Genomic DNA, 25,323 nt, shown 5'->3' on the forward strand with positions numbered 1-25,323 from the left:
TTTATTTTTCTTCTTCGTTATGAATTACGGCTACCGGTTTTCCGGAAACCTTTTCTTGTAAATGTTGGAATACGATAAATAAAACCGGGATGATTAACAACCCAAGAATTACTCCCGAAATCATACCTCCGGCGGCACCAATACTAATAGAGTGGTTACCCTGAGCAGAAGGTCCTGTGGCACTCATCATCGGAATTAATCCTACTACGAAAGCCAGCGACGTCATGATAATTGGACGTAAACGTAATTTTGCAGCGTCTATAGAAGCTTTTACTAATGCCTGACCTGATTTTCGTTTCTGCACGGCAAATTCGACAATCAAAATGGCATTTTTGGCGAGCAGTCCAATAAGCATTACCAATGCAACCTGTACATAAATGTTGTTTTCGATTCCGGTTAAACCGATGGCTACGAAAACTCCAAAAATACCTGCAGGGATTGAAAGAATTACTGCTAAAGGCAAGATGTAACTTTCATACTGTGCAGCAAGTAGGAAATAAATGAATATCAAACACAATAGGAAAATTGTTGCCGATTGACCTCCTGAAGAAATTTCTTCGCGGGTTTGTCCAGAAAATTCAAATCCATAACCTGCAGGCAATTGTTGTGCTGCCACTTCTTCAATTGCTTTAATGGCATCTCCGGAACTAAATCCAGGTTTCGGAATCGCATTTATACCAATTGAGTTAAATAAATTGTATCTCGAAGCAGTTTCAGAACCATAAATACGGCTTAGTTTTACCAAAGTATTTAACGGAACCATTTCGCCATCTTTATTTTTTACAAAGACACGATCAATCGCTGATGGATCTGCTCTGTCTGCAATATCTGCCTGAACTACAACTCTGTAATATTTACCAAATCGGTTGAAATCAGAGGCTTGTGCGCTACCAAAATAAGCCTGCATGGTTTGCAGAATGTCTTTTACTTTTACCCCCAATTGATCTGCTTTTGCATCATTAATATCCAATTGTAATTGAGGATAATCGGCTTTGAAAGAAGTAAAGGCTACAGCAATTTCAGGTCGTTTCATCAATTCTCCGATAAAGTTTTGAGAAATTCCACTAAATTTATCCAGTTTACCTCCGGTTTTATCCTGAAGAACTAAATCTAAAGCTTCAACGTTACTAAATCCGGGAACGGTTGGGAAACTAAATACGAAGAAACTTCCACCAGAAATTGCGCCTAATTTGCCACGAACTTCATTCATAATTTCATCAATATTTTTTACTTTTCCACGTTCTTCATTTGGCTTAAGCAATACGAAAACTACTGCAGAAGATGGACTTGTAGAGTTTGTCAATAAGTTGAAACCAGAAATTGCGGTTACAAATCGTGATGCATCAAGACCTCTTAATGTGTTTTCAGCTTCTGTCATTACTTTTTGAGTTCCGTCAAGAGATGTTCCGGAAGGAGTATTTACTGCAATCGCGATAAATCCTTGATCTTCTGTTGGAATAAATCCTGAAGGTGTAGTTTTAACCATTACTACGGTTGCGAAAGTAATTAAAGCCAAACCTCCTAAACTAACCCATTTGTTACGAATTAAGAATTTTAATCCGCCAACATAACGGTTTGTCAATGAATCAAAACTTTTGTTGAATCCGTTAAAGAATCTTTGTTTAAAACCTTGTTTCACATAAGGAGCACTTCCGTCTGCATTTGCTGCGTGATTATCCTTTAAGAATAAAGCGGCAAGGGCAGGGCTCAATGTTAAAGCGTTTACGGCTGAAATTACAATTGCAATTGCCATCGTAAAAGCAAACTGACGATAGAAAACTCCTGTTGAGCCTTCCATAAAACCAACCGGCAGGAATACAGCAGCCATTACCAGCGTAATCGAGATAATAGCACCCGTTATTTCGTGCATTGCTTCATGTGTTGCTACTTTTGGAGACAAATGTTTGTGCTCCATTTTCGCATGCACGGCCTCGACGACCACAATTGCATCATCGACCACAATACCAATCGCCAGAATTAATGCGAAAAGCGTTAAAAGGTTGATCGAAAATCCGAATAATTGCATGAAGAAGAACGTTCCTAAAATTGCTACAGGTACAGCAATAGCCGGGATTAATGTTGATCTAAAATCTTGCAGGAAGATAAATACCACAATAAATACCAAGATAAAAGCTTCTAATAAAGTGTGTTTTACCTGATCGATCGATTGATCTAAAGATACTTTTGTGCTATAGAAAATATTGTGTTTGATGCCCGTTGGGAAATCTTTTGATGCTTTAATCATCAATTTATTTATCGCAACCTGAATATCATTTGAGTTAGAACCCGCTAACTGAATAACTCCAATTACAATTCCTTTTTTACCATTTAAACGTGTTAAACTGTTATAAGAATACGAACCAAGTTCAACTCTCGCAACATCTTTTAAACGAAGAATAGAACCATCAGCGTTAGAACGAATTGCAATATTTTGATAATCTTCTGGTTTGGTAAGTTTCCCTTTGTATTTAATTACATATTCAAAAACCTCTTTACTTCTTTCTCCAAATTTACCCGGAGCAGCCTCTAAACTTTTGTCCTGAATCGCTGCCATAACTTCGTTTGGCGTAACATTATAAGTCGACATTTGAGTTGGGTTCAACCAAACTCTCATCGAGTAATCTTTAACTCCACCAAAAATACTGGCAGAACCTACACCCGGAATACGTTTAATTTCCGGAATAATATTAATTTGAGCATAATTGGCAACAAAAGTCTGATCGTATTTCGATTCATCTTCGGTATACATACCAATTGCCATGATAAAACTGTTTTGTTGTTTTGCCGTTATTACACCTTGCTGAACAACCTCTGCAGGCAATTGACTAGTTGCCTGAGCAACTCTGTTTTGCACGTTTACAGCAGCCTGATCGGCATCTGTACCTAATTTAAAGAAAACAGTAATAGCAAGAGTACCATCATTACTGGCAGTAGAACTCATGTACGTCATGTTTTCAACACCATTTATAGATTCTTCCAGCGATGGTGCAACAGAACGTAAAACCGTTTCTGCATTCGCTCCCGGATAAACAGCCGTTACCAAAACCGATGGCGGTGCAATATCAGGAAACTGTTGTAAAGGCAATTTTGTAAGTCCAAGTACACCGAGTATCACCAATAAAATGGAGATAACAGTTGCCAGTACAGGTCTTTGTATAAATATTTTGAACATTTTCGTAAAAATTATTTTTTAGTAATGATTTGCGCAACTGCTGTTGCTTTTTGAGGCTGGATAACCTGACCTTCCTGAAGTTTGTCAATTCCGCTTAAAACAATTTGGTCACCAGATTTTACACCATCGCTAATAAGATAGTTTGTACCGCTTTTTCCAATAATTGTGATAGGCATTTTGTTTACTTTATTTTCTTTGTTTAAAGTGAAAACAAATACTTTATCCTGCATTTCAATAGTTGCTGATTGCGGAACAAGGATTGCATCGTCATGGTTAATTCCTAAACGAATTTTTCCTGTATTTCCAGAACGTAAAGTTCCGCTTGCATTAGGGAAAGTTGCTCTTAAAGTAATTGCACCCGTAGTTTTATCAAATTGACCGTCGACCATATCAATTTTTCCTGATTTGCCATAATCGCTATTATCAGCCAAAATTAAAGTTACAGGAGGCAATTTTTTAATTTTATCACCAAGTGTGTTTCCTGCGTATTGAGATTTAAATTTGATGAAATCAGTTTCACCCAAAGAGAAATAAACAAAAACTTCATGAACATCAGATAATTTTGTTAAAGGCTCAATATCAGATGCAGAAACTAAACTTCCTTGTTTTTTAGGCAATCTTCCAATATAACCACTCACTGGGGCTGTCACATTTGTATATCCTAAATTAATTTTAGCAGATTCTACCATTGCTCTTGCTTGTTCTATATTGGCAGCAGCAATTTTTTGAGAAGCTTTAGCTGTTTTTAACTGATAATCAGAAACTACTTTGTTTTGTACAAGAGGAGTTAATTTATCAACTTCTAACTGAGCGTTGATTAAAGCAGCTTCAGAAGCGTGAAGACTTGCCAAAGCATTGTTTAACTGCTCACGAAACGGACGTTCGTTTATTTTGAATAAAGTCTGACCTTTATTTACATAAGCACCTTCATCAACTAAAACGCGATCAAGGTTTCCGCTTACCTGAGGGCGAATTTCTACATCAACAGTTCCTTGTATCGAAGCAGGATATTCAGCATCAGTAACAGCATTTGAATTCTGGATAGCTAAAACAGGCAAAAGCGGCGCTGCAGGAGCTGGAGCCTGTTGTTTATCTGCACAACTACTTAGTACTAGCGCAAGAATAAAGCTGGTTATAATTACATTTTTCATTTTAATATTGGTTTTAATTTGTTGGACATTCTCGTTTTTAAAAATTTTATTTGTGGTATTCTGGAAATTCATATTTATGTCTATTAAATTTTCTAACGTTGTTAAGTAAATTGGTGCAAAATTTCAAATAATAATGCATTCGAATTATATTTCATAAATCGGTATTAAATTATTTATCATTGTTAAGTAAATGACGAAAAAAAAGCCGTTGTATTACCCAATTAAATTTTCTAACGTCGTTAAGTAAAATTGTAAAAAAAAGGATTTGCAAATTTACCCATTAAATCATTTATCACTGTTAAGTAAAAATGAAATTTTTTTTATTGTATTGATTTTATGATTCCACCAATCGCATCTTTCAGGATTTGATTGTTGATAGTTTCCATTACTTCACTTCTGTTAATGATGTTAATCGCGATTAAGCCGTGAATAACAGAAAAGAAAGTAAAATACTTTTGTTTAATAACTTCCGGACTCGGATTACTGTCTTTCATAATTTCAGCAATCACCGCCGTAAACAGTTTATATGGGGCTTCAGCAGCCGAACATTGCTGAGAACAACAGTTCATTTGTACACCAAACATTACCTGATACATCTCGGTATCTGTAAAGGCAAAATCCCAATATGCCATCCACATTGCTTCGATTTGATCTTCTGGTTTTTCAAATTTGGCTTTGGCATTTTGAAGTTCCTTAGCTAGTTTTATAAAACCTTTTCCGGTCAATTCAGTTAAAATAGCTTCTTTATTAGAGAAATATTCATAAATAATAGGAGCGGTGTATTCAATTTTATCAGCAATCTTTCGCATACTAAGACCCTGCCATCCTTCTTCTTTGACGATAGCATAAGCAGCTTCAAGAATGTTACTTCTTGTCTCTTCTTTTTGTCTTAAAATTCGATCTTTACTTGCCATTTTATTTAAGTATTAAATTGTTTAACACTGTTAGGCAAATGTAACACCGTTTTTCTAATAATGAAATAAATTAGTCATAATATTTTCTTATCGTGATATAGATGCCGAAAAATAAGGCTTTCTAAAGGTTTTTAATCCTTATATATTTTTGTTTTTATCAAAATTGATTTCTTTTTTAAAGTTTTTTAAGAGCTCTTATTTTGCAAAAACGTCGTCAAAGTCAAAAAACATAAATAAAGTTGATAAAAACTGCTGAAATTTTATGATCAAACCAATGTCATCTTATAAATATTCGTCCCTTTAAACTGGACTAAAGTCCAGCTCTACAAAATTGGTCGAGCCGAAGGCTCTTTTTTTGATTTTTAAAAAATCATTCTAATGATTATCGGCACAGATTATAAAATTCCGGAGGAATGATTCATATTGTAGGACTGGACTTTAGTCCAGTTTATTGATAAGGTTTGGTTTCCCAAAGTGTAAAGAATAACACAAGTATTTGGCACAATATCCATTGATTATTTCATTCCCCGAACGTTCATTTCTAACGTGTAAACACTTTTACCGGCGGTAATAAATAATGTTTTAAATTTTTTTCCTCCAAAACAAACATTGGCTGTCCAAGGTTCCTGAACATCAATATGGGCTATTTTTTCTCCCTTTGGATTAAATACAGTAACTCCTTTTCCGGTTAAGTAAATGTTTCCGGACTCGTCTCTTGTCATTCCGTCTGAACCTGATTCAGTAAACAGCGTTTTTTTGCCTAGAGACCCATCACTGTTGATGGGATAAGAATACGTTTTGTTTGCTGCTATATCCGCTACGTATAAAGTTTTTCCATCAGAAGTTCCAATAATGCCATTGGGTTTTATAAGCTCATCGTCAACGTTAATAATTTTAGATTTATCCGGAGATAAATAGTAAACACATTCTTTCTCTATTTCTTTGGAGGTATGTTTCCAGTAATCTCTTTTGTAAAAAGGATCTGTAAAATAGATACCACCTTTGGGGTCAACCCAGAGATCATTAGGACCATTCAGCTTTTTTCCTTCAAAGTCATTTACCAACACAGTAGTATTTTTGTTTTGGTCTATTTTCCAAATTTCATTTTTTTCATCGGCACAAGCCAAAAGGTTGCCTTCGTGATCAAAATACAAACCGTTAGCTCTTCCTGCATTTTCCATAAAAACAGAAAGTTCACCATTAACCGACCATTTCATAATTCTGTTATTAGGCTGATCGGTAAAATAAATATTTCCTTTTTTATCTGCGGCAGGTCCTTCTGTAAAACGGTATTGATCGGATAGTTTTGTGAGAACGGCGCCTTTTGCAATTAAGTTATGGTTGTTGCCTTCTGATAGCTGAGCGTATATGAAATTTGTAAAAGCAAAAGTGATGAAAAATATTAGATGTGATTTTATTTTAAGTTGGAGTTGGTTCATATTGAAAAGGCTTAAAAGTTACTTTAAAAAAATGAAAGGCTAATATAGTTTGTTTTTATGGTTCTTGTGTTAATTTATTTGTGCTCATGACCAAGGTGCTCTCGCTTGCATGGGATATTCTTTTTTAGGAGCAGACGAATTATGTTTTTTAAGACGGCTTGTCCCGCTATCCGCTTGTATCTTTTCCTGGCTAAAAAGCCAGAAAAAGGATACCGCTTCTATCGGGGCTAGGAAAGAGGTTTAGTTTTTATAAGATTTCAATAGATTCCTATTTCTACTGCCCATTTATTTTACAGGATATTTATTGGGATTTTGAGAGGTATGAAAAACAGCATTCAAAAATACAGTTTTTGAAGCTTCATCAATAATAAAAAAAGCTATATAAGGAAATTTCTTAAAAGGAAAAAAGTGATAATTATTATCATGCACTTGATAAAAAGGGTTTATTTGCAAAGCTTTATAAGTTTTTTTATAATCGTTCAAAAAATCTAAAGCAACTTTTTTATTTACTTTTAAAACATAATATTCAACAGCTTCTTCAATATTCTTTAATGCAATAGGTGAAACGATAATCTTATAACTCATGCTTCTTTTTTAAATCCTTATAAATTGACTCAGCATTTGTATACAGACTTTTATCTAAGTTAATTTGGCTGTCTAAAATTTGCTGTTGTTCAGCAGATAGCTCGTACGGTTTTAAATTTGCGATCTCAAATTTTATCTTTAGTGCTTTCATAAAAGCTTTTACAGCTTCAATTTGAGAAGCATCTTCTGTATACGCTGTGATGTTAATTGCCTGCATGATTATTTATTTACTAAAGTTGATAACAAAGTTAAGATAAAAGTCTAATTTCCATGTTAATCATTATAGTTTTTTTGTAAACGGATTTTAAATTTTGTCAGTCTAAAAAAAGACATTTATTTAATACTGCCAAACATATACAAAATCATAGTCAATTTGTACAAATATCAATTTCATTGTTCTGAATACCTTTGTATTATTAGTTTAAATCAAAACATAAAAAGATGAAAGCAATAGGATTTAAAACCTCATTATCAATAGAAAAAGAAGATAGTTTTATAGCATTTGAAACTCCAAAACCAACTCCCAAAGAGCATAATTTATTAGTTAAAGTTCAAGCTGTTTCGGTGAATCCGGTAGATTTTAAAATGCGCCAGAATAGTGCCAAAGAAACGGTTTTAGAAACGCCAAAAATTATAGGTTGGGATGCCGTAGGAATTGTAGAAGCCATTGGCGATCAGGTAAGTTTATTTAAAGTGGGTGACGAAGTTTATTATGCAGGAGATATTACTAAACCAGGCAGTAATGCAGAATATCAGCTTATTGATGAACGCATTGTGGGCAGGAAGCCAAAATCACTTTCGATAGAACAAGCCGCTGCAATGCCGTTAACAGGTTTGACAGCCTGGGAAATATTATTTGACAGAATCAGAATTGACGCAGAAAAAGATAAAGGGAAAACCATTTTGATAATTGGCGGAGCAGGTGGTGTAGGTTCAATAGCTATTCAACTGGCCAAAAAAGTGGCAGGCTTAACTGTAATCGCAACAGCTTCGCGTCCTGAATCGATAGAATGGTGTAAACAGCAAGGCGCCGATTTTGTAGTCAATCATAAAAATTTGATAGAAGAAGTTCGGGATGCCGGTTTTCAACAAGTTGATTTTATATTAGATTTTGTTGATGCTAATCAATATTGGAATGCATTTGTAGAGTTGATAAAACCTCAGGGGCATATTGGCTGCATAAGTGATCCTGTCGAAAATGTGAATCTTCGTCAATTAAAAGGCAAAAGTGTCAGTTTCCACTGGGAGTCAATGTTTACACGCTCCGTGTTTCAAACAGAAGATATGATAGCGCAACATTATATTTTAAACAAATTAGCTGATTTATTAGACAACGGAACAATTCAATCTACTTTAAAAACAACTTTGAATGGTTTAACGGTCTCTAATTTTAAAGAAGCGCACAAACTATTGGAATCTGGAACTACTATTGGTAAAATTGCAATTAGAATTTAAGGAGAAAATTTAAGAAAGAAGAAAGCAAGCTGATAAGGCTTGCTTTTTCTCTTTTACTTAAAACCATTTTTTTGTATTATTACAATAAAAAAGCCATGAAACTATCAACCACAATTAAAGTTGCAATCGTAACTTTAATAACTCATACCATACAATCTCAGGAAGTAAAAAAAGAAACAACGCCAACAGAGATAAAATATACCATTGAAAACTGTGTCAATCATTTTGATTTAGACAAAGCAACAAAAACCAAAGTAGGATACCAATATTGGTTTGGTGATAAAAATTTCACTCAGGAAAACACACTCAAAATGAGTATTGTTGAACCCGGAAAATCTACTCACGCACCGCATCATCACATTGAAGAAGAATTCTTTTATATTCTAGAAGGAACAGCTCAATTTTATTTGGACGGAAAAACCACAACTGCCGGACCAAATACCAGCTTCTATTGTCCGTCGAATATAGAACACGGCATTAGCAATGTTGGAAAAACAGACCTAAAATATCTCGTAATCAAGAAAGATTTGAGATAGGAATATTCACTGCAACCATTCGCTTCAATTTTTTATTTAACATATTAAATCAAAATTGAAACAATTAAAAGCACGGAAAGTAATATTTTTACGAATCAAATAATAAAAAAACACACATGCAAGTAGGAATAATAGGATTAGGAAAAATGGGATTTAATCTCGCCTTGAATTTAAAAAGAAACAATTATAATGTTGTTGCACAGGATGTCAACTCCGATTTTGTTTCAAAAATTGGTCAGGAAGGAATTGAAACCGCCTTTTCTGTTGAAGAACTTTGCAAAAAGCTTACAGACAGAAGAGTAATTTGGCTAATGGTTCCTGCTGGCGAAATCGTAGATGCTGTAATTACTTCCTTATTGCCATATTTGTCAAAAAGCGATATTATTATTGACGGCGGAAATTCGAATTACAACGATTCAAAACGCCGTTATGCACAACTAAAAGAACATGGAATTGATTTTTTAGATTGTGGAACTTCTGGCGGAACTTCTGGAGCTTTAAATGGAGCCTGTACCATGATTGGCGGAGATGCCGATGTGTTTGATTATGTAACAAAAGTTTTCCAGGACATTTCTGTAGAAAACGGATTTTTATATACCGGAGCTGCCGGAAGCGGACATTTTACTAAAATGGTTCACAATGGTATCGAGTACGGAATGATGCAGTCTATTGCAGAAGGATTTGAGGTTTTTGAACATTCAGAATTTGATATCGATTTCCAAAAAACGGCTAAATTGTTCAATCACGGTTCTGTCGTTCGCAGCTGGTTGATGGAACTTACTGAAAATGCTTTTTCTAAAGACGAAAGACTAGACGGAATAAAAGGAATTATGCATTCATCTGGTGAAGGAAAATGGACTTTAGAAACCGCTTTAGATTTAGGCGTTCCAACTCCTGTGATCGCCCTTTCTATCATGATGCGTTATCGTTCTCAAATGTCGGATACGTTTTCTGGAAAAGTGGTAGCGGCACTTCGAAATGAGTTTGGCGGACACGCTGTAGAAAAGAGCGAATAAAAGCTATTTAGCTATTTCGAATACAGTTATTAATCATTTATCACATTCAAATCCATGTCTTTATTGATTCTGATTGCCAGTATTCTTTTATTATTGCTTCTTATTTCCGGCGTTAAACTTAATGCCTTTATCGCTTTAATTATTGCCGCTTTTTTTGTGGGAATAGCAAAGCAAATGCCTTTTCCGGATTTAATAAATTCAATTCAATCCGGAATTGGAAGTACACTCGGATCTTTAATTTTAATTATTGCATTTGGAGTTATTCTGGGTAACTTACTTTCAGACAGTGGTGCGGCTCAAAGAATAAGCTCCGTAATGATTGATTCTTTTGGTATCAGGCATATCAAATGGGCAATGGTTATTACGGGTTTTTCAGTAGGAATTTCGATGTTTTATAATGCGGGTTTTATTATTTTAATTCCGATGGTTTTTGCCGTTGCTAAAAGTACCAAACAGCCCATTATTTATCTGGGAATCGCAATGGCTTCGGCACTTTCGATAACGCACGGTTTTTTGCCGCCGCATCCCGGACCAACAGCAATTGCGGTTATTTTTAAAGCCAATATTGGTAAAACATTACTTTACGGACTTTTGGTAGCGTTGCCAGCACTTTTTGCAGCTGGAATCGTTTTTCCTGAATTCTTAAAAAAAATCCAGGCGTTTCCTCCAAAAGGATTATTCGAAAGTAAAACTTTTACAGAAGCCGAAATGCCTTCTTTTCAAATCAGTATTCTAACGGCATTAGTTCCTGTTTTTTTAATGGCAACAGCGACTTTTAGTGAATTAATTTTGTCGGAAGGTTCAATACGATCCATTTTACTTTTCATAGGAAATCCAACCACTTCAATGTTAATTGCCGTACTTTTTGCGGTATTTTCTTTAGGAATTTTTCGCGGAAGAAAAATGCAGGATATTATGGATAAATCGGGTAGTGCCATGAGTTCTGCCACCATGATTATTTTAATTATTGCTGCCGGTGGCGCTTTTAAACAGGTTTTAATAGACAGCGGAATGGGAAATGATTTAAGTACATTTTTCGAAAAATCATCACTTTCTCCCTTATTTTTAGGCTGGTTAATTGCCACAATTATTCGTATTGCTTTAGGCTCTGCAACTGTTGCAGGATTAACTGCAGCAGGAATTGTACAGCCTTTAGTATTGGCTTCCGGCGTAAGTCCGGAACTAATGGTATTGTCTATTGGCGCAGGAAGTTTAATGTGTTCTCACGTCAACGATACCGGATTCTGGATGTTTAAGGAATATTTTGGTATCAGTATTTCGGATACTTTTAAAACCTGGACGGTGATGGAAACCATCATTGGTGTAATGGGATTAATTGGCGTTTTGGTACTCAATTTATGGATCAAATAAAAAACATGGAATCATTTTATATAGGAATCGATGTTGGAACCACAGCTACAAAAGCCATTTGTTTTGACAAGCAGGGAAATGTCATCAAAGAGGTTTCAAAGGCTTATCCAATGTATCATCCAAAACCGGATTGGAGTGTTCAAAATCCCGAACAAATTTTGCAAACGGTTAAAGATTGCATTACCGAAATTACAAATGGAATTCAGCCGGAATTTATCAGTTTTAGCTCGGCGATGCAAAGTATTATCGCTATTGATGAAACCGGAAAACCCTTAACGGAGGCTATTTTATGGGCTGATAACAGAGCTCACACAATTGCAGAAAAACTTAAAAATTCTGAAAAAGGAAAACATTTTTATCAAAAAACCGGAATCCCGATTCATCCTTTTTCACCCATGACTAAAATTGCATGGTTTAAGGAATTTGATTCCGATATTTTTTCTAAAACCTATAAATTCATTAGCATTAAAGAATATGTATGGCATCATCTTACGAATGAATATTATACAGATACTTCAATGGCATCCGGTACGGGATTATTGAACATTCATACTTTAAAATGGGATGCCGAAATTTTAGATTTTTTAAGCCTTAAACCCGAGCAATTATCCAAGGTCTGCGAAGTAACGCATCAATGCAAAGGAATTTCAGACGATTTTTTATATATAATTGGAGGAGGCGACGGCGCTTTGGCAAATTTAGGAACAGGAGCAATGAACAAAGGTTGTATTGCCTTAACCATTGGTACAAGCGGAGCCGTGCGTTTGCCAATTGACAAACCCTATCTCGACGAACAAATGCGAACGCAATGTTATCATTTGATGGACGATCAATATCTCACTCTGGGCGCGGTAAATAACGGCGCTATTATTTTGCAATGGCTTAGGGAAACTTTGCTAAAAACAGATCAGTCTTTTGAAGTTCTTTTTGCAGAAGCAGAAAAAATTCCTGCCGGATCAGATGGATTGCTTTTTGTACCTTATTTATTGGGAGAAAGAGCGCCAATTTGGGATGCTGCTGCACAAGGATCGATTCTAGGAATGCAAATTACCCATACGCAGGCGCATTTGGTTAGAGCGACCTTAGAAGGTATTTTGTTTGGATTGTTTCAGATAACCGAAATTTTAATTCCCGATACTGAAAGAAGAAAACAGACCAAAGTCATGGCCAGCGGCGGATTTGGAAAAAGTGAACTCTGGCTTCAAATGGTGGCCGATATTTTTCAAATGACGGTAGAAACTTCTCAAACCATTGAAGGTTCTGCCTGGGGCGCTGTACTAATTGGAATGAAATCTATTGGTATTAATATCGTAACCGAAAACAAAACCGGAAAGATTTTTTATCCCAATACAGATCATAAAGATGTTTATGAAAATGCTTTTAAGAAGTTTAAAAAAGTATATCCATTATTAAAAGATTTATGAGATGTTATAAAGATTTTTTTTATTTCACGCAGATTAGGCAGATTTAAGCAGATTTATTTTTAGTAAATTATGTTTACATCTGCCTAAATCTTTTAAAATCTGCGTGAAATAAAACTTTACGGAAGTTAAGTGATAAAGAATCTTAGAGAATCTCTGTGATTTTTTGTGCGTCTCTGTGAAATAATTTATTTCCTTCCTATTACTATTTTTATTCTGCTTTTTATCAAATAATATATCCCTACAAATAATAAGAACATCAATATTTTCGCTAAAAGCATCAGAAAAAAGTTTGATGGATAAATATCTAAATCATTGTACATTGTCCATGAACTCGGTAAATAATCGCGATGAAAAGTAACCATCATTATTACATATTTTTCAATTGAAAAGATAAGTAAAAGACTAAATATTATTCTCAATAATACATTTTTGCGAATAGTTTTAATTCGTAATAATTGTGTGAGCGAAACCCATAAAATAGGTTGTGTCCAATATCCAAACCAATATTTTCCAAACATTCTGTTTAGCATGCTGGTTTGTTCTTCGGTATTGCCCTCTGCATAAAAAACAAAAATTCCGATTATCCAGACTGTAAAATAAATTACTCCGGCGAAAGAGATAAAACCATTAGCCTCTTCATCTATTTTTTTTATTATTGGTTTTTTCGAAAAAATGGAAACAATTAAAAACAGGAAAGTATATAAACCAAATGCTGTAAAAAAATCAACAGTTATTATTTGAAGAATTAATAGTATATTTTCTCGCATAAAATATTTTAGATGATAAAAACTTAGGACTTTTTATAGTTGATAAAATTAGAAATTATTTTTTATCAGGAAAGTAAATTGGAATATAAAAGCCTTTAAAAAATAAAACATTTTCAAAGGCTTTAAAAATTCTAATCGATCGATAATTACTTCAAAATAAGAACTTCCTCCGGCACTTTAAACAACAATATACATCCGGTTTTAGAAAATACAGAATGTGTGCTTCCTGGTGGCATGTACAAATAATCGCCTTTTTTAAGTTCATCTTTTCCGGAGCGCACTTCGCCTTCGAGAACAAAGATTTCTTCTCCCGCAGGATGACTGTGATTTGGGTATGAAGCTCCCGGTTCAAATTTAGATAAAAAGGCTGTAGGTCTTTTGGCAATGTCGTCGTAACACAAAGTTTTTACAGAGATTCCGTCTGTTTTTACACCTTCTTCGATTAAAGGTTTCCAATTTATTTCACTGGTTTTTGTGATTTGTTTTTCCATTTTTATTGAATTTTAATTTGTTACTTTTTCGAAATCATTTCATCTAAACTCCACTTATATTGCTCTACTGTTGATAAAAGAAAAGCCGCCATAGAAAACACAAATACTGAATAATCTAACGGATCTTTTATTCCAAAAGAATACGTCATGGCAAAGGCAAACAATAAAGTCAAAAGGGAAGTGGCAATTGCGGACAATCTGGTTTTAAAACCGATTAGTAAAAGTATTCCCAAAAGTGTTTCGGCAATGGTCGCAGTAATAGCAACTGAGGGAATACAACTTTTTGGAGCAAAGGAGTTTACTTTTTCGCCGTAAGCCAAAAAACTTTCCCAGCCAGAGGAATAATTTCCCCATAAACCTAACCGACTCGAAACGGCAGAAATAAATCCCGCTGATAATGCGAGTCGCAAAAGCAAGACTGCAAAATCCTGATATCTTTTCATGTGTTTTTGATTAGCAATTATTACAGGTACAAAGATGTAATAAGTGCTAACGCGAAAGAATAGAGAATCTTAGAAAAAGCATGTAATTATAAATGCGGAACTTTTTCTTTATACGATTTTGGAGAGATATTAGTATGTTTCTTGAAGAAGTTTGAAAAATAAAACGGATCATTAAATCCCAAAGCATAGGCGACTTCTTTTACCGATAATTTCTCATAATTAAACAAACGTTTTGCTTCAGAAATAATCAATCCGAAGACTACATTTTGAGCCGTTTTGTTGGTGTGTAATTTGGAAAGTTCGTTTAGTTTGGCTTCGGTTGTACCAATGAGAGCAGCGATTTCATTAACAGAAAGATTCTTTTCGAAGTTCTTTAAAACAGTTTCCAGAAAATGCAGAAACAATGCATTGGGTTTGTAAATTTCATCGCCACGATTGATTTTGGTACGATTAATTTCAATCAATATTAATTCGATTCGGCTGTGAATAGAAATGAGATATTGATAAGGCGTCTCGGTTAATTCTTTGCTTATTTCTTCTAATTGCTTGATAATGATTTCGCTGTTATCGACCTTAATCATTTCATTCATGGCAAAATGACAAAATAATCCGTTGTGGAAAATCAATTCCATATCAGTATCATCTTTACAGAAAAAATTATAGGTAAATTCTAAAACATATCCGGTTGCGTTTTGAATATCTTTGAAGTAATGAATTTGTCCGGAAGTTATCGTAATAACAGAATTTTGGGTTAATATAAATTCATTTTCATCTACAGAAATAGTTGTAGAACCCAAAGTGCAAAAAACAAGAACGTATTTCAAGACACGTCTCGGATTTTGTAAATCTGCAGCCTGATTAAATGTTTTTATAGAAATCATATTGAAAACAATTCTTAATCAAAAATAAGACTTATTTCAGGAGTTTAAAAATAATCTCTCAAAGGCGAGGAGTAAAGATTTTTTCACGCAGATCAGGCAGATTTAAGCAGATTTATTTTTAGTAAATTATAATCTGCGTATATCTGCTTCAATCTTTTAAAAATCTGCGTGAAAAAAACTTTATAATATTATTATCGTTGCGATAAATTCTCCAACACCATTTCCAAGTTATCAATAGTCATTTTAAAGCCTTGTACAAAGCCCATTTCAATCATTTTCTCCATGCGTTCCAAAGATTCGTTGAAAATGGTAATATTAACTGTTGTAATTCCGTCTTGTTCACTAAAAACATAATCCCAATCAGAACCCGGTAATTGACGGTTTTCATTTTCGTCTGCAAAGGTATTGTACATTTTAAAATTCGTTTTCGGCGTAATCGAAGTATATTCCTGAACCGACCAGCGTTCTTGTCCTTCAGGACTTACCATCGCGTAGAATCTTCTTCCGCCAACTTCAAAATTCATGTGTTTTGTTTTCGCCGAAAATGGTTTTGGTGCAACCCATTGATCCAAAATTTCTGCTTTTGTAAAAGCATCCCAAACCAAAGGTAATTCGGCATTAAATTCTCTTGTTATAACTACTGTTTTTGATGGTTTGTCTACGGTAAAATCAAATAATAAATCGCTTTTCATTTTTTCGTTTTTTTATAGTTAATAATATGTCGTCAAGTTGGTTAAAAAGTATTTTTATAATATTTGCGCAAATTTGCAAATAAAATCTTGCAAGAAAATCTAAATTAGAAAACTTTGCGCTTCTGGGACTTAATAAGTGTCATAATTTTTATTTTTAAATAATTAAGAAACTAATCGGTTGCAAATATATGTGCAACTATTTGGTTTCGCAAATTTTTTAGTGATTATTTTTATTAGAAATAATTTAGGGTGGTTGGTGTTGAGGATATTACTATGAATTACTACTGGTTTTGTTTCGCAAAATTACGCGAAGGCGAGCACAGAGATTCACAAAGTTTTTTTTGTTTAAAAGCTTGAAAAGTAATCGCGCAAAGTTACTAAGGCGCAAAGTTTTGTTTTTGATAAATTCTATTGTCACCCTGAGCGTCCCGAGGCTTCGGGAGAAGGCTTATGGAACCTAATTTTTAATTAGATATCTTATATCTGGAATATAAATTATAACCAAAAATAATGGCTGAAGTCACAAATGGAACAAAAGCAGAAATCTGCCAAAAATAATTGGTATTTCTTGTTTTCCTGAAATGTCTTTTTATTTTCTTATTCACTAATTTATACAATTATTTTCTTAGCTTGATCCTATAAAATAGTAAACTAAATTGACATGAATTTTATATAATTTCAATTTAATTTTTAATAAAAATCTGAAATTCAATTAATTAACTTTTATTAAAGAAAGGTTTAACATGCTCAGTTTTCGCTGGCTGTCTGAAATTATTAATTTTAACTAAATCAAAATTTATAACGATTAAATATTTAAAATTATGAAAAAGAATATAGCCATATTAGCAACAAACGGTTTTGAAGAATCAGAATTATCATCGCCTAAAGCCTATCTGGAAGAGCAGGGTTGGAATGCAGATATCATCAGTTTGAAATCAGGGACAATCAAAGCCTGGAAAGACGGAAATTGGAGCAAAGAATATAATGTAGATGTAGTTTTAGATCAGGCAAATGAAGCCGATTATGATGCTTTGGTTCTTCCGGGAGGAGTTATAAACCCTGATTTATTGAGAAGAGAAGAAGCTGCAGTAAATTTTGTACGTTCTTTTTTTGAAAGTAAAAAACCAGTAGCGGCTATTTGTCATGGTCCTCAAATTCTGGTAGATGCAGATGTTTTAGAAGGTCGAAAAGTAACTTCGTTCTTCTCTGTTAAAAACGATTTGATAAATGCCGGAGCACAATGGGAAGATTCAGAAGTAGTCGTAGACAACGGATTAGTAACCAGCCGAAACCCGAATGATTTGCCCGCTTTTAATAAAAAAATGGTGGAAGAAATTAAAGAAGGAAAACATGAGCGTCAGACCGTGTAAATAGATTTTTATTATTTATCATGTTACAAAAAATGCAAGATCGATTTTGGTCTTGCATTTAAAAAAAAAAAAAATACTAGTTTAATTACTCATAATTAAATAGTTATTGGAGTTTTTCTATTATCCAATTCATGTGGTTAAGGATTTAATTACATTTATTTAGATTGTTACCAACTTTATGTTCAAGAGCCCCCAAGCGAATAGGAAACTAGGTAAAATACTTGTTTACTTTGCTGACACCAGAACTTTAACATCTATTTTGTATATTGCTTAACTTAAACGTTTATTAATGTATAGAGAATTAGTTGTTTTTAGAAATGGTTTTAAATATTTCGATAAAAATAAATCATGGATTTTAGGAGGGTTATTTATATTTTCGATATTACGAGACTATGTGTGGTATGCTTGCTTTGGTGTTAACATTTTATCTTATTCCACATTGCAAGATACGTTTGTTTCATTATTTAACTACGTAATTATTTTTTCAATTGTCCCTTTAATTTACATGTTTCTATCATTGTTATTGTCGAGGATCGTAAATAATCATAATGCAGTTATAATAAAAGTTGCAATATATTTCGCAGTATTTATTCTCGGCTTTATTTATTTCTTTCTCTTTAAGAAATTTGTTTCATTTCTCTTTGTCTTATTTTTTATTTATTTTATAGTTAAGGATTATGGAAAAAGAAATTACTTGAGTATCATAAGTTTTGTTACTCTAATATTTATAGCGCTTTCAATTTTTTTACCCTTGATGACTTATGTGCATGTTTTGAACCATGTGGAAAAAGCAAAAACGTTAGAATTTAAGGTAAGTGAGGACAATATGGATTTTTTTTCTTTTTCATATAATGATAAATTGTACGATACATCAAGTAAAAATTATTACTTGATTGGCAATACTTCCAATTATTTTTTTCTTTTTGATAATAGAATTGACAAGGCTCTTGTATTTCCTAAGAGTGAATGTAAAGATATAAAAACTGAAGTTTTTATATTATCTAATCTTAGCACTAAATAGGAAATAAAACCAGAAAGTCTTCTCTAATTCGAACATCTTGTTTGTGAACACAATCTACAATGCTAATTTTAGCATTGTAAACATCTTTTCAATAAACTTTGTACTAGATTTTTATTTTTCATTTAGTTACTTGGCATCTTTTGATTTCAGTAGTGAGATGCTCATGCCAGCAAGCAGGGAAATCAGAAAGTTTTATTTTATCCAATTTTTGTATTTAATTCATTCATTGTATAATGAACAAAGTTATGACCTAAATCAGTAAGAACATATTTTTCATTATCATCGAAAGCTGATTTTAAAGTTCCTGTTGAATAAGTTTTTTTTCTTTGTTGCTTTACAAAATTCCCATTGTAATCAGTTGCTCTATACTGTCGAATTACACCACCCATGCTTAAATCTCTAATCAACATTTTAAATAAATCGGCTTCCATAGAATCTTCTCTAACATATGCTCCGTTTAGTTCTTGCCAAATTTCGTTTCTAGTGGCATTCTGATTTTGATAAATCACTTTTATTACTGAAAAATGAATTTCGTGGTACAGATTTAACCAGTCTAGAAAAAGTCTAATTAAATCATCGGCAACAATTTTTTGTCCTCCCGCATTAGTGATTAATTTACGTATTAATTCTCGCTTTTCAAAAGTATCTGCATTGTCCCAAGTTCTAAAAGATTTTCGTACGATTTGTAAGTATTCTTCGCTTTCAAGTCTCTCATTTATTTCTTCAGAAAATTCGTTTAGTTTTTTCACCACTTCGTATAAAGTTTCACCAAGAAGTTTCATTTTAGTTCTATGTTCTTCAAGCCATTTTTCATAAAGTAAATTATTTTTAGGTTGGTCATCAAAATGTAAATCTGTTAGTGCCGTCAAAAATCCACCCACCCAAGGAATTCCTCCAAGTGCTGCGCCAAAAAATTTTGAGAAGATCCTATCTCTTTCACTTCCAGGTTGAGTTTTTAATTCCTTTTTAATTTGATCTTCAATTGAAGTATCAACAATTCTAATCTCATTTTTCATTTCATCGTGATTTACAATTTTTAAATGCTTTATATATCCTGTCTTGTCCTGAAAAAAGTTCACATATTCAATCCTAAAATAAGGAACAATATTTTGCTTTTCAATCAAGGAATTCTAAAAATTATTTGATTTTCTTAAGAACGGTAAGCAATTTTGGAATTTTGTCAACTTGTGTTTCTGTCCAGAAAGTATAGTTTAAAATTTTATCGTCATCATAACTATTTAGTTTGATGCTAATTCTACGATCTTTTTCATAAATAAAATATGACAAAGTCATTTCTTTTGCTTTAAAAATAAATTCGGAAGATTTGCCTTTGAACTTTAAGTCTAAATTTGGAATTACGTTATCTTCTACAAAATTTATAAATTCTTCAATCTCATCAATTCCAACCCAAGCCGTTTTACGAATGTCTGGATTCTTTATATACATGTCTAATTGCAAAGCATTAGTTTTTAAACCTGATTTTAAATCAATTACTTCTATGGGAAAGAAATTTACAGATTCACCTATTCCTGATTTAAATTCAGCGGTTGTATTCCAGTCTTTATTAATTCTTGTAAATTGTGTTTTATCAATTAATATTCGAGTTGATGATTCAATGTTTTCTTTTTGAGAATAAGCTAGAAACGTCCCAAGTATTAGAATTGTTGATAATAACTTTTTCATGTTTATTTGTTTTTAATTATTTAGAACAAAGATTATCAATTAGTAATCAGTCATATTACGGAAATCCATAATTTGCTAAATATTATTTTATCAAAAGTATCCATTTACCAATATAAACAACCAAGTACTTATACCTGATTATTTGTTATGAAAACAAAACCCCTAGCCCCGATGGGAGGGAAAATCCTTTTGTGGTGGGGTTCACCACAAAAGATTGGAAGGAACAGCGGGAAATAGCTCCTGAAAATGTAAAATGCTAATTTTCAATATTTGACGAGCTTGTATTGTGATTTCTCGTTCCTCGAAATGAACAAAAATGAGAATACTTTCCGCACTTAACTCAAAAGTATAAAATAAAAAACTTCAGCGAATCTCCGCGCTACCTTTGCGAATCTCTGCGAAACAACAAAACAAAAAAAAGGGCAGCACTCTATAAAAGTGCTGCCCTCAAGGCAAATAGATTTGCATATTAAACCATTTCTGATTTAAAATGCCGCATTAAATAATTGCGTACAGTTTTTGGTAAACTACTAAGAAAGCTAAACGCAGGTTATTCGTTTATAATATCGCCTTCCTTAGTTTCTTCGCTGGCAATTTTTACCAGTTTATCTTTACGGTCCAAATCACCAAATATTTCAATTTTATCGTCGATTTCTCTTCCTTTTTTCACTTCAACTCTTGTTGCTTTGTGGTTCAGAACTTTGATTACATACAAACCTTCAGAAGAACTCACCAAAGCCGATTTTGGAATTACAAATGTGCTGTCTTTTGCGTTAAGCGGTAACAAAACTTCGGCCACCATTCCCGGTAAAAGATCTTTTTTGGTATTGATAACATCCATTTCAACACGCTCAGAACGTAGTTTTAAATCTAAAGCTCCGGACATTCTTGTAATTTTAGCTTTAAAATTTTCAGGCAATGATTTTACATTAAAAGTCATTTCGTCACCAGCGTGTAAATATCCTGTGTAAAGTTCCGGAACTGAAACCGCCAAACGCAATTTATCCTGCTGCTGAATCGTCAATAAAGGCAAATCTGAACCTTTTCCGGCTGGACCAACAAACGTTCCTAAATTCACGTTTCTTGCTGCTACAACACCATCAAACGGAGCACGAATTTCAAGATAACCTCTCATAATCGAAACTTCTTTATGAGCCGCAATTGCCGCCTGATATTGTGCGTAATCAGAGTTTTTCTTTCCACTTGCCATTTCTAAATCATTTTTAGAAATCGTTCCTTCCACTTTGCTGGTTTCATACAAACGGTTGTAGGTACTTTTGCTTGTGGTGTAAATGGCTTCCATCGATTTCAGTCTTGATTCGGCTGCAGCCAATTGAGAGCTGATTTCCGGCGCTTCCAAAACAATTAAAAGCTGTCCTTTTTTTACTTTGGTACCAATATCTACTTTTAGCAATTTTACGAAACTGCTTACTTTTGCATATAAATCAACTTGTTGAAAACCCGTTAATTCGGCTGGTAAACGCAATTCGGTCGTTAGTTTTTCTTTCTCTAAAAGAAATGTTTCTGTTTTAGGTTCGATTTCTGCCGTAACAGTTTCTTCTTTTTTAGAATTACAACTGTTAAGGAAAAATAGTGCTGCAAAAAACAGCGCGCTAAATTGTATTTTATTTTTCATTTTTAGGTTTTAATGATGAGATATAATGGATGCTTTCTTCGTCTTCAGGATCTAAAGAAACAGATTGTGTTGTTGTTTTTTCTTGTGCCCATGCAAAGATAAGTGGCAGGATTAGTAATACGGCAAAAGTCGAAAATAATAACCCGCCAATTACGGCTCTACCCAAAGGTGAAACCTGATCGCCTCCTTCGCCATGACCAATTGCCATTGGCAACATTCCAGCAATCATCGCAACCGAAGTCATGATAATCGGACGAAGACGCAACGCAGCAGCTTCTCGCGCAGATTCTAAGGCATTTCCATTTTTCTTGCGCAATTGTTCAGCATTGGTGACCAGTAAAACGGCATTGGCAATCGAAACCCCAACCGACATGATGATTCCCATATACGATTGTAAGTTTAACGTTGAACCCGTAATCGTTAGCATTAATAAAGCTCCTAAAACTACCGCCGGAACTGTGGTTAAAATAACCAATGAAACCTTGAACGATTGAAAATTAGCGGCTAACATTAAGAAGATTACAAAAATGGCAACCAATAATCCAACCTGTAAACTGCTTAATGTTTCGCTCAATACTTTACTTAATCCAATTGGAGTTATGAACAAACCACGCGGCAATTCTCCTAATGAACTAATTGTTGCATCCACATCTTTTACTGCCGTACCTAAATCGGTCTGGCTAATGTTGGCTGTAACGGTAATGTATGGCATAGCCCCTAAATTGTCATTTTCACCGCTTACATAAGCAGGTGTAATTTTGGCAACGTCACTTAAAACCGGACGAAGCGAATTTTTTAATACCGGAATTTCTCCAATATCTGTTTTACTTTTCATTTTGTTCAAAGGCACTTGCACCTGAACATTGTATGATAATCCGGCTCTTTCGTCGACCCAGGTATTTTTCTCTGTGTATCTTGATGATGAGGTCGAAGCCACTAATGATCGTGATATGTCGTTCATGTCAACGCCTAGTTCGGCTGCACGAGTTCTGTCAATATCAATATTCATTGCAGGATAATGAATTGGCTGACCAATTTGTACGTCTCTGAAATAAGAGATTTTTTTCAGTTTCTCTACAATCTGATTGGCGTATAACTCATTTCGTTTTTTATCTTTTCCGGCAATACGAACTTCAATTGGAGTAGGAGATCCCTGGCTCAAAACTTTATCCGTCAATTCGATTGGTTCAAAAGAAAGCTTCACATCCGGAAGTACTTTTTTAATTCGTGCTCTAAAATCGTCTTTAAAGTCATCCATATCCACGTGATATTCTTTTAAACTCACCTGGAAAACAGCTTCATGCGAACCTGCCATGAACAAATAAATTGGGTTAATTGAGAACAGCGACGGGTGTTGCCCCACATATACAGATGAAATTCCGATATGTTCTTTGCCCACCATTTTTTGTAATTCTTTCAAAACAATAATTGCTTTTTCTTCCGTACGTTCCAAACGGGTTCCGTCGGGGGCACGCATTCTTAACTGAAACTGACTTGAGTTTACTTTTGGGAAAACATCTTTTCCAATAAAAGTGATAAAAGTTACCGCAAGAAGTGTGGCGCTAACCAGATAAATTATACTTGTTGCTTTTTTATGAGGGAACAATCGATCTAAAGTTCTCATAAAACGAATTCTGAATCGCTCAAAAGCGCCAATTTTTCCGTTACTATCAGTATCGTCTCTTTCAACGTAAGCTTTTTTCTGAGTAATCAGATCTTTTTCAGACTCCGGAGTTAGACCGCAATCATTAAATTCTGCTTCATCATCTGTAATTTCAGGTCCATGTTCGTGTTTTGCATGACCTTTCATTAACCAGTTTGCCATAACAGGAACAAAAGTCTGAGAAAGTAAAAACGAAATAACCATTGAGAATCCAATTGCTAAAGCCAACGGCAGGAACAACGCTCCGGGAATACCAACCATGGTAAATGCCGGCGCAAATACCGCCAAAATACAAAGAAGGATCAATAATTTTGGCAATGCAATTTCCTGACAGGCATCCCAAATGGCGAGCGCCTTGGGTTTACCCATATCGAGATGCTGGTGAATATTTTCGATTGTTACGGTACTTTCATCCACCAAAATACCAATTGCAAGTGCCAATCCGCTTAAAGACATTAAGTTGATCGTTTGTCCGAATAATTTAAGGAATAAAACTCCTGAAATAATCGAAATTGGAATCGTCAAAATTACAATTAAAGCTGCACGTCTGTCTCCTAAGAATAATAAAACCATTAATCCGGTTAAGACCGCACCGATAATTCCCTCGGTAATTAAACTTTTAACCGAGTTGATTACATAAACCGACTGGTCAAATTCGTATGATAATTGAACATCTTCAGGAAGTGTACTTTGAATTTTAGGCAATTCTGCTTTCAATTTCTGAACCACATCCCAGGTCGAAGCGTCTCCGGCTTTTGCAATACTAATGTAAACCGAACGTTTTCCGTTTACCAAAGCATAACCTGCCGTAATATCGGCACCGTCTTTTACGGTTGCAACATCACCTAATTTTAAGTTTTGAACGCTTCCTTTAAACAACGGAATATTTTCAAAATCTTTAACTTCTTTAATCGTATTATTTGTTGGCGTAATGTAGTTGATATCGCCCATCCTAACATTTCCTGAAGGAGCCGTTTGGTTGTTGATACGAATCGCTTCTACAATTTGATCCGGCGTCATATTATGCGAACGCAACAAATCAGGATCTACGTTAACCTCAATAGTTCTTGGGCTTCCGCCGAAAGGTGCCGGAGAAAGTAAACCCGGAATCGAAGTAAACGAAGCACGAACATAAACGTTGGCCAAATCCTGCAATTCATTATTGGATCTGATTTTACTGCTCAAAACCAATTGACCAATTGGCAAAGAAGAAGCATCAAAACGAATGATAAACGGAGGCTGGGTTCCCGGTGGAAATGCCGCCTGAATCCTGTTCGAAAGTGAACTTAATTCGGCTGCAGCCTGCGCCATATTTGTGTTTTCATAATAGGTTAATTTCATGATCATTAACCCCTGAATATTTTTGGTTTCAACCGATTTTACACCATTTGCAAAGGGTAAAATGTTGACGTAAGTTTTAGCAAAATAAGCTTCCATCTGGTCTGGCGTATAACCTCCAAACGGATGCGCAATATAGATTACCGGCAAGTTCATTTTTGGCAGGATATCTACCTTAATGTCCTGTATGGCACCAATTCCGAAGAAAAATAGACCCGCAACCAATACTAAGATGGAGATGGGTTTGCGGAGTGCGAAACGTATTAAATTCATTA

The 25,323-nt window shown here is 34.3% G+C and carries 22 protein-coding genes; 7 read left to right on the top strand and 15 right to left on the bottom strand.

Annotation, left to right across the window (positions count from 1 at the left end):
- Position 1 precedes the first annotated feature (1 nt).
- The 6 genes from AC4FQ3_RS18275 to AC4FQ3_RS18300 all read right to left on the bottom strand — a co-directional run bounded on the left by AC4FQ3_RS18275 (position 2) and on the right by AC4FQ3_RS18300 (position 7,478).
- Positions 2–3,172: an efflux RND transporter permease subunit gene (locus AC4FQ3_RS18275; protein WP_491182797.1), complete on the bottom strand. Its 3,171-nt coding sequence runs from the start codon at positions 3,170–3,172 to the stop codon at positions 2–4.
- Between the two features lie 11 nt (positions 3,173–3,183).
- On the bottom strand, positions 3,184–4,323 hold the full coding sequence (locus AC4FQ3_RS18280; protein ID WP_371198031.1) for an efflux RND transporter periplasmic adaptor subunit: 1,140 nt from the start codon (positions 4,321–4,323) through the stop codon (positions 3,184–3,186).
- 320 nt (positions 4,324–4,643) lie between these two features.
- Positions 4,644–5,237: a TetR/AcrR family transcriptional regulator gene (locus AC4FQ3_RS18285; protein ID WP_042565432.1), complete on the bottom strand. Its 594-nt coding sequence runs from the start codon at positions 5,235–5,237 to the stop codon at positions 4,644–4,646.
- Between the two features lie 515 nt (positions 5,238–5,752).
- On the bottom strand, positions 5,753–6,676 hold the full coding sequence (locus tag AC4FQ3_RS18290; RefSeq protein WP_491182798.1) for an SMP-30/gluconolactonase/LRE family protein: 924 nt from the start codon (positions 6,674–6,676) through the stop codon (positions 5,753–5,755).
- Positions 6,677–6,961: 285 nt separating this feature from the next.
- Positions 6,962–7,261: a type II toxin-antitoxin system RelE/ParE family toxin gene (locus AC4FQ3_RS18295; RefSeq protein WP_073398020.1), complete on the bottom strand. Its 300-nt coding sequence runs from the start codon at positions 7,259–7,261 to the stop codon at positions 6,962–6,964.
- Entirely contained in the window at positions 7,251–7,478 is a 228-nt protein-coding gene (locus AC4FQ3_RS18300) for a DUF2683 family protein (protein WP_073398021.1), read from the bottom strand. The genes AC4FQ3_RS18295 and AC4FQ3_RS18300 overlap by 11 nt, the downstream gene beginning before the upstream one ends.
- Positions 7,479–7,702: 224 nt before the next feature.
- Between AC4FQ3_RS18300 and AC4FQ3_RS18305 the strand changes: the two genes are divergently transcribed.
- From AC4FQ3_RS18305 to AC4FQ3_RS18325, 5 genes are all read left to right on the top strand, one after another.
- Positions 7,703–8,716 carry a zinc-binding alcohol dehydrogenase family protein gene (locus tag AC4FQ3_RS18305; protein ID WP_491182799.1) on the top strand — a complete coding sequence of 338 codons (1,014 nt, stop codon included), beginning with the start codon at positions 7,703–7,705 and terminating at the stop codon, positions 8,714–8,716.
- 95 nt (positions 8,717–8,811) lie between these two features.
- The gene (locus AC4FQ3_RS18310; RefSeq protein ID WP_491182800.1) at positions 8,812–9,252 is read left to right on the top strand and encodes a cupin domain-containing protein; all 441 of its coding nucleotides are present in this window, start codon (positions 8,812–8,814) and stop codon (positions 9,250–9,252) included.
- Between the two features lie 116 nt (positions 9,253–9,368).
- Entirely contained in the window at positions 9,369–10,268 is a 900-nt protein-coding gene (gene gnd / locus AC4FQ3_RS18315; RefSeq protein ID WP_491182801.1) for a phosphogluconate dehydrogenase (NAD(+)-dependent, decarboxylating), read from the top strand.
- A gap of 54 nt (positions 10,269–10,322) precedes the next feature.
- Complete coding sequence (locus AC4FQ3_RS18320) at positions 10,323–11,639, top strand: gluconate:H+ symporter (RefSeq protein WP_471733229.1); 1,317 nt, start codon at positions 10,323–10,325, stop codon at positions 11,637–11,639.
- A gap of 5 nt (positions 11,640–11,644) precedes the next feature.
- Positions 11,645–13,063 carry a gluconokinase gene (locus AC4FQ3_RS18325; protein ID WP_491182802.1) on the top strand — a complete coding sequence of 473 codons (1,419 nt, stop codon included), beginning with the start codon at positions 11,645–11,647 and terminating at the stop codon, positions 13,061–13,063.
- A gap of 185 nt (positions 13,064–13,248) precedes the next feature.
- Here the strand turns inward: AC4FQ3_RS18325 and AC4FQ3_RS18330 are convergent, their stop codons facing one another.
- The 5 genes from AC4FQ3_RS18330 to AC4FQ3_RS18350 all read right to left on the bottom strand — a co-directional run bounded on the left by AC4FQ3_RS18330 (position 13,249) and on the right by AC4FQ3_RS18350 (position 16,337).
- The gene (locus AC4FQ3_RS18330; RefSeq protein WP_491182803.1) at positions 13,249–13,830 is read right to left on the bottom strand and encodes a hypothetical protein; all 582 of its coding nucleotides are present in this window, start codon (positions 13,828–13,830) and stop codon (positions 13,249–13,251) included.
- A gap of 146 nt (positions 13,831–13,976) precedes the next feature.
- Entirely contained in the window at positions 13,977–14,321 is a 345-nt protein-coding gene (locus AC4FQ3_RS18335; RefSeq protein WP_491182804.1) for a dimethylsulfonioproprionate lyase family protein, read from the bottom strand.
- Between the two features lie 20 nt (positions 14,322–14,341).
- The gene (locus AC4FQ3_RS18340) at positions 14,342–14,764 is read right to left on the bottom strand and encodes a DoxX family membrane protein (protein WP_491182805.1); all 423 of its coding nucleotides are present in this window, start codon (positions 14,762–14,764) and stop codon (positions 14,342–14,344) included.
- An 86-nt stretch (positions 14,765–14,850) separates the two neighbouring features.
- Positions 14,851–15,645, bottom strand: a complete 795-nt coding sequence (locus AC4FQ3_RS18345; RefSeq protein WP_491182806.1) for a helix-turn-helix domain-containing protein — start codon at positions 15,643–15,645, stop codon at positions 14,851–14,853.
- Between the two features lie 191 nt (positions 15,646–15,836).
- Positions 15,837–16,337: an SRPBCC family protein gene (locus AC4FQ3_RS18350; protein ID WP_491182807.1), complete on the bottom strand. Its 501-nt coding sequence runs from the start codon at positions 16,335–16,337 to the stop codon at positions 15,837–15,839.
- An 821-nt stretch (positions 16,338–17,158) separates the two neighbouring features.
- On the opposite strand from AC4FQ3_RS18350, the gene AC4FQ3_RS18355 reads away from it, so the two are divergent.
- On the top strand, positions 17,159–17,707 hold the full coding sequence (locus AC4FQ3_RS18355; protein WP_042565446.1) for a type 1 glutamine amidotransferase domain-containing protein: 549 nt from the start codon (positions 17,159–17,161) through the stop codon (positions 17,705–17,707).
- 289 nt (positions 17,708–17,996) lie between these two features.
- Positions 17,997–18,728: a hypothetical protein gene (locus AC4FQ3_RS18360; protein WP_042565447.1), complete on the top strand. Its 732-nt coding sequence runs from the start codon at positions 17,997–17,999 to the stop codon at positions 18,726–18,728.
- A 197-nt stretch (positions 18,729–18,925) separates the two neighbouring features.
- On the opposite strand, the gene AC4FQ3_RS18365 is transcribed toward AC4FQ3_RS18360, so the two are convergent.
- From AC4FQ3_RS18365 to AC4FQ3_RS18380, 4 genes are all read right to left on the bottom strand, one after another.
- Positions 18,926–19,744 carry a hypothetical protein gene (locus AC4FQ3_RS18365; RefSeq protein WP_491182808.1) on the bottom strand — a complete coding sequence of 273 codons (819 nt, stop codon included), beginning with the start codon at positions 19,742–19,744 and terminating at the stop codon, positions 18,926–18,928.
- A gap of 121 nt (positions 19,745–19,865) precedes the next feature.
- Entirely contained in the window at positions 19,866–20,411 is a 546-nt protein-coding gene (locus AC4FQ3_RS18370; protein ID WP_042565448.1) for a hypothetical protein, read from the bottom strand.
- A gap of 550 nt (positions 20,412–20,961) precedes the next feature.
- On the bottom strand, positions 20,962–22,047 hold the full coding sequence (locus AC4FQ3_RS18375; protein WP_491182809.1) for an efflux RND transporter periplasmic adaptor subunit: 1,086 nt from the start codon (positions 22,045–22,047) through the stop codon (positions 20,962–20,964).
- Positions 22,037–25,321, bottom strand: coding sequence for an efflux RND transporter permease subunit (locus AC4FQ3_RS18380; RefSeq protein ID WP_042565603.1), 3,285 nt, complete (start codon positions 25,319–25,321; stop codon positions 22,037–22,039). Before AC4FQ3_RS18380 ends, AC4FQ3_RS18375 begins: the two co-directional genes overlap by 11 nt.
- Positions 25,322–25,323: the final 2 nt, after the last annotated feature.

Source organism: Flavobacterium sp. AK-345 (assembly GCF_058310175.1).

Coding starts and splice junctions, on each gene's coding strand:
- AC4FQ3_RS18290 (WP_491182798.1), bottom strand. CDS start 6,676: ATGAACCAACTCCAACTTAAAATAAAATCACATCTAATATTTTTCATC.
- AC4FQ3_RS18335 (WP_491182804.1), bottom strand. CDS start 14,321: ATGGAAAAACAAATCACAAAAACCAGTGAAATAAATTGGAAACCTTTA.
- AC4FQ3_RS18345 (WP_491182806.1), bottom strand. CDS start 15,645: ATGATTTCTATAAAAACATTTAATCAGGCTGCAGATTTACAAAATCCG.
- AC4FQ3_RS18325 (WP_491182802.1), top strand. CDS start 11,645: ATGGAATCATTTTATATAGGAATCGATGTTGGAACCACAGCTACAAAA.
- AC4FQ3_RS18355 (WP_042565446.1), top strand. CDS start 17,159: ATGAAAAAGAATATAGCCATATTAGCAACAAACGGTTTTGAAGAATCA.
- gnd (WP_491182801.1), top strand. CDS start 9,369: ATGCAAGTAGGAATAATAGGATTAGGAAAAATGGGATTTAATCTCGCC.
- AC4FQ3_RS18340 (WP_491182805.1), bottom strand. CDS start 14,764: ATGAAAAGATATCAGGATTTTGCAGTCTTGCTTTTGCGACTCGCATTA.
- AC4FQ3_RS18370 (WP_042565448.1), bottom strand. CDS start 20,411: ATGAAAAAGTTATTATCAACAATTCTAATACTTGGGACGTTTCTAGCT.
- AC4FQ3_RS18305 (WP_491182799.1), top strand. CDS start 7,703: ATGAAAGCAATAGGATTTAAAACCTCATTATCAATAGAAAAAGAAGAT.
- AC4FQ3_RS18300 (WP_073398021.1), bottom strand. CDS start 7,478: ATGCAGGCAATTAACATCACAGCGTATACAGAAGATGCTTCTCAAATT.
- AC4FQ3_RS18375 (WP_491182809.1), bottom strand. CDS start 22,047: ATGAAAAATAAAATACAATTTAGCGCGCTGTTTTTTGCAGCACTATTT.
- AC4FQ3_RS18365 (WP_491182808.1), bottom strand. CDS start 19,744: ATGAAAAATGAGATTAGAATTGTTGATACTTCAATTGAAGATCAAATT.
- AC4FQ3_RS18295 (WP_073398020.1), bottom strand. CDS start 7,261: ATGAGTTATAAGATTATCGTTTCACCTATTGCATTAAAGAATATTGAA.
- AC4FQ3_RS18285 (WP_042565432.1), bottom strand. CDS start 5,237: ATGGCAAGTAAAGATCGAATTTTAAGACAAAAAGAAGAGACAAGAAGT.
- AC4FQ3_RS18320 (WP_471733229.1), top strand. CDS start 10,323: ATGTCTTTATTGATTCTGATTGCCAGTATTCTTTTATTATTGCTTCTT.
- AC4FQ3_RS18280 (WP_371198031.1), bottom strand. CDS start 4,323: ATGAAAAATGTAATTATAACCAGCTTTATTCTTGCGCTAGTACTAAGT.
- AC4FQ3_RS18360 (WP_042565447.1), top strand. CDS start 17,997: ATGTATAGAGAATTAGTTGTTTTTAGAAATGGTTTTAAATATTTCGAT.
- AC4FQ3_RS18330 (WP_491182803.1), bottom strand. CDS start 13,830: ATGCGAGAAAATATACTATTAATTCTTCAAATAATAACTGTTGATTTT.
- AC4FQ3_RS18310 (WP_491182800.1), top strand. CDS start 8,812: ATGAAACTATCAACCACAATTAAAGTTGCAATCGTAACTTTAATAACT.
- AC4FQ3_RS18350 (WP_491182807.1), bottom strand. CDS start 16,337: ATGAAAAGCGATTTATTATTTGATTTTACCGTAGACAAACCATCAAAA.
- AC4FQ3_RS18380 (WP_042565603.1), bottom strand. CDS start 25,321: ATGAATTTAATACGTTTCGCACTCCGCAAACCCATCTCCATCTTAGTA.
- AC4FQ3_RS18275 (WP_491182797.1), bottom strand. CDS start 3,172: ATGTTCAAAATATTTATACAAAGACCTGTACTGGCAACTGTTATCTCC.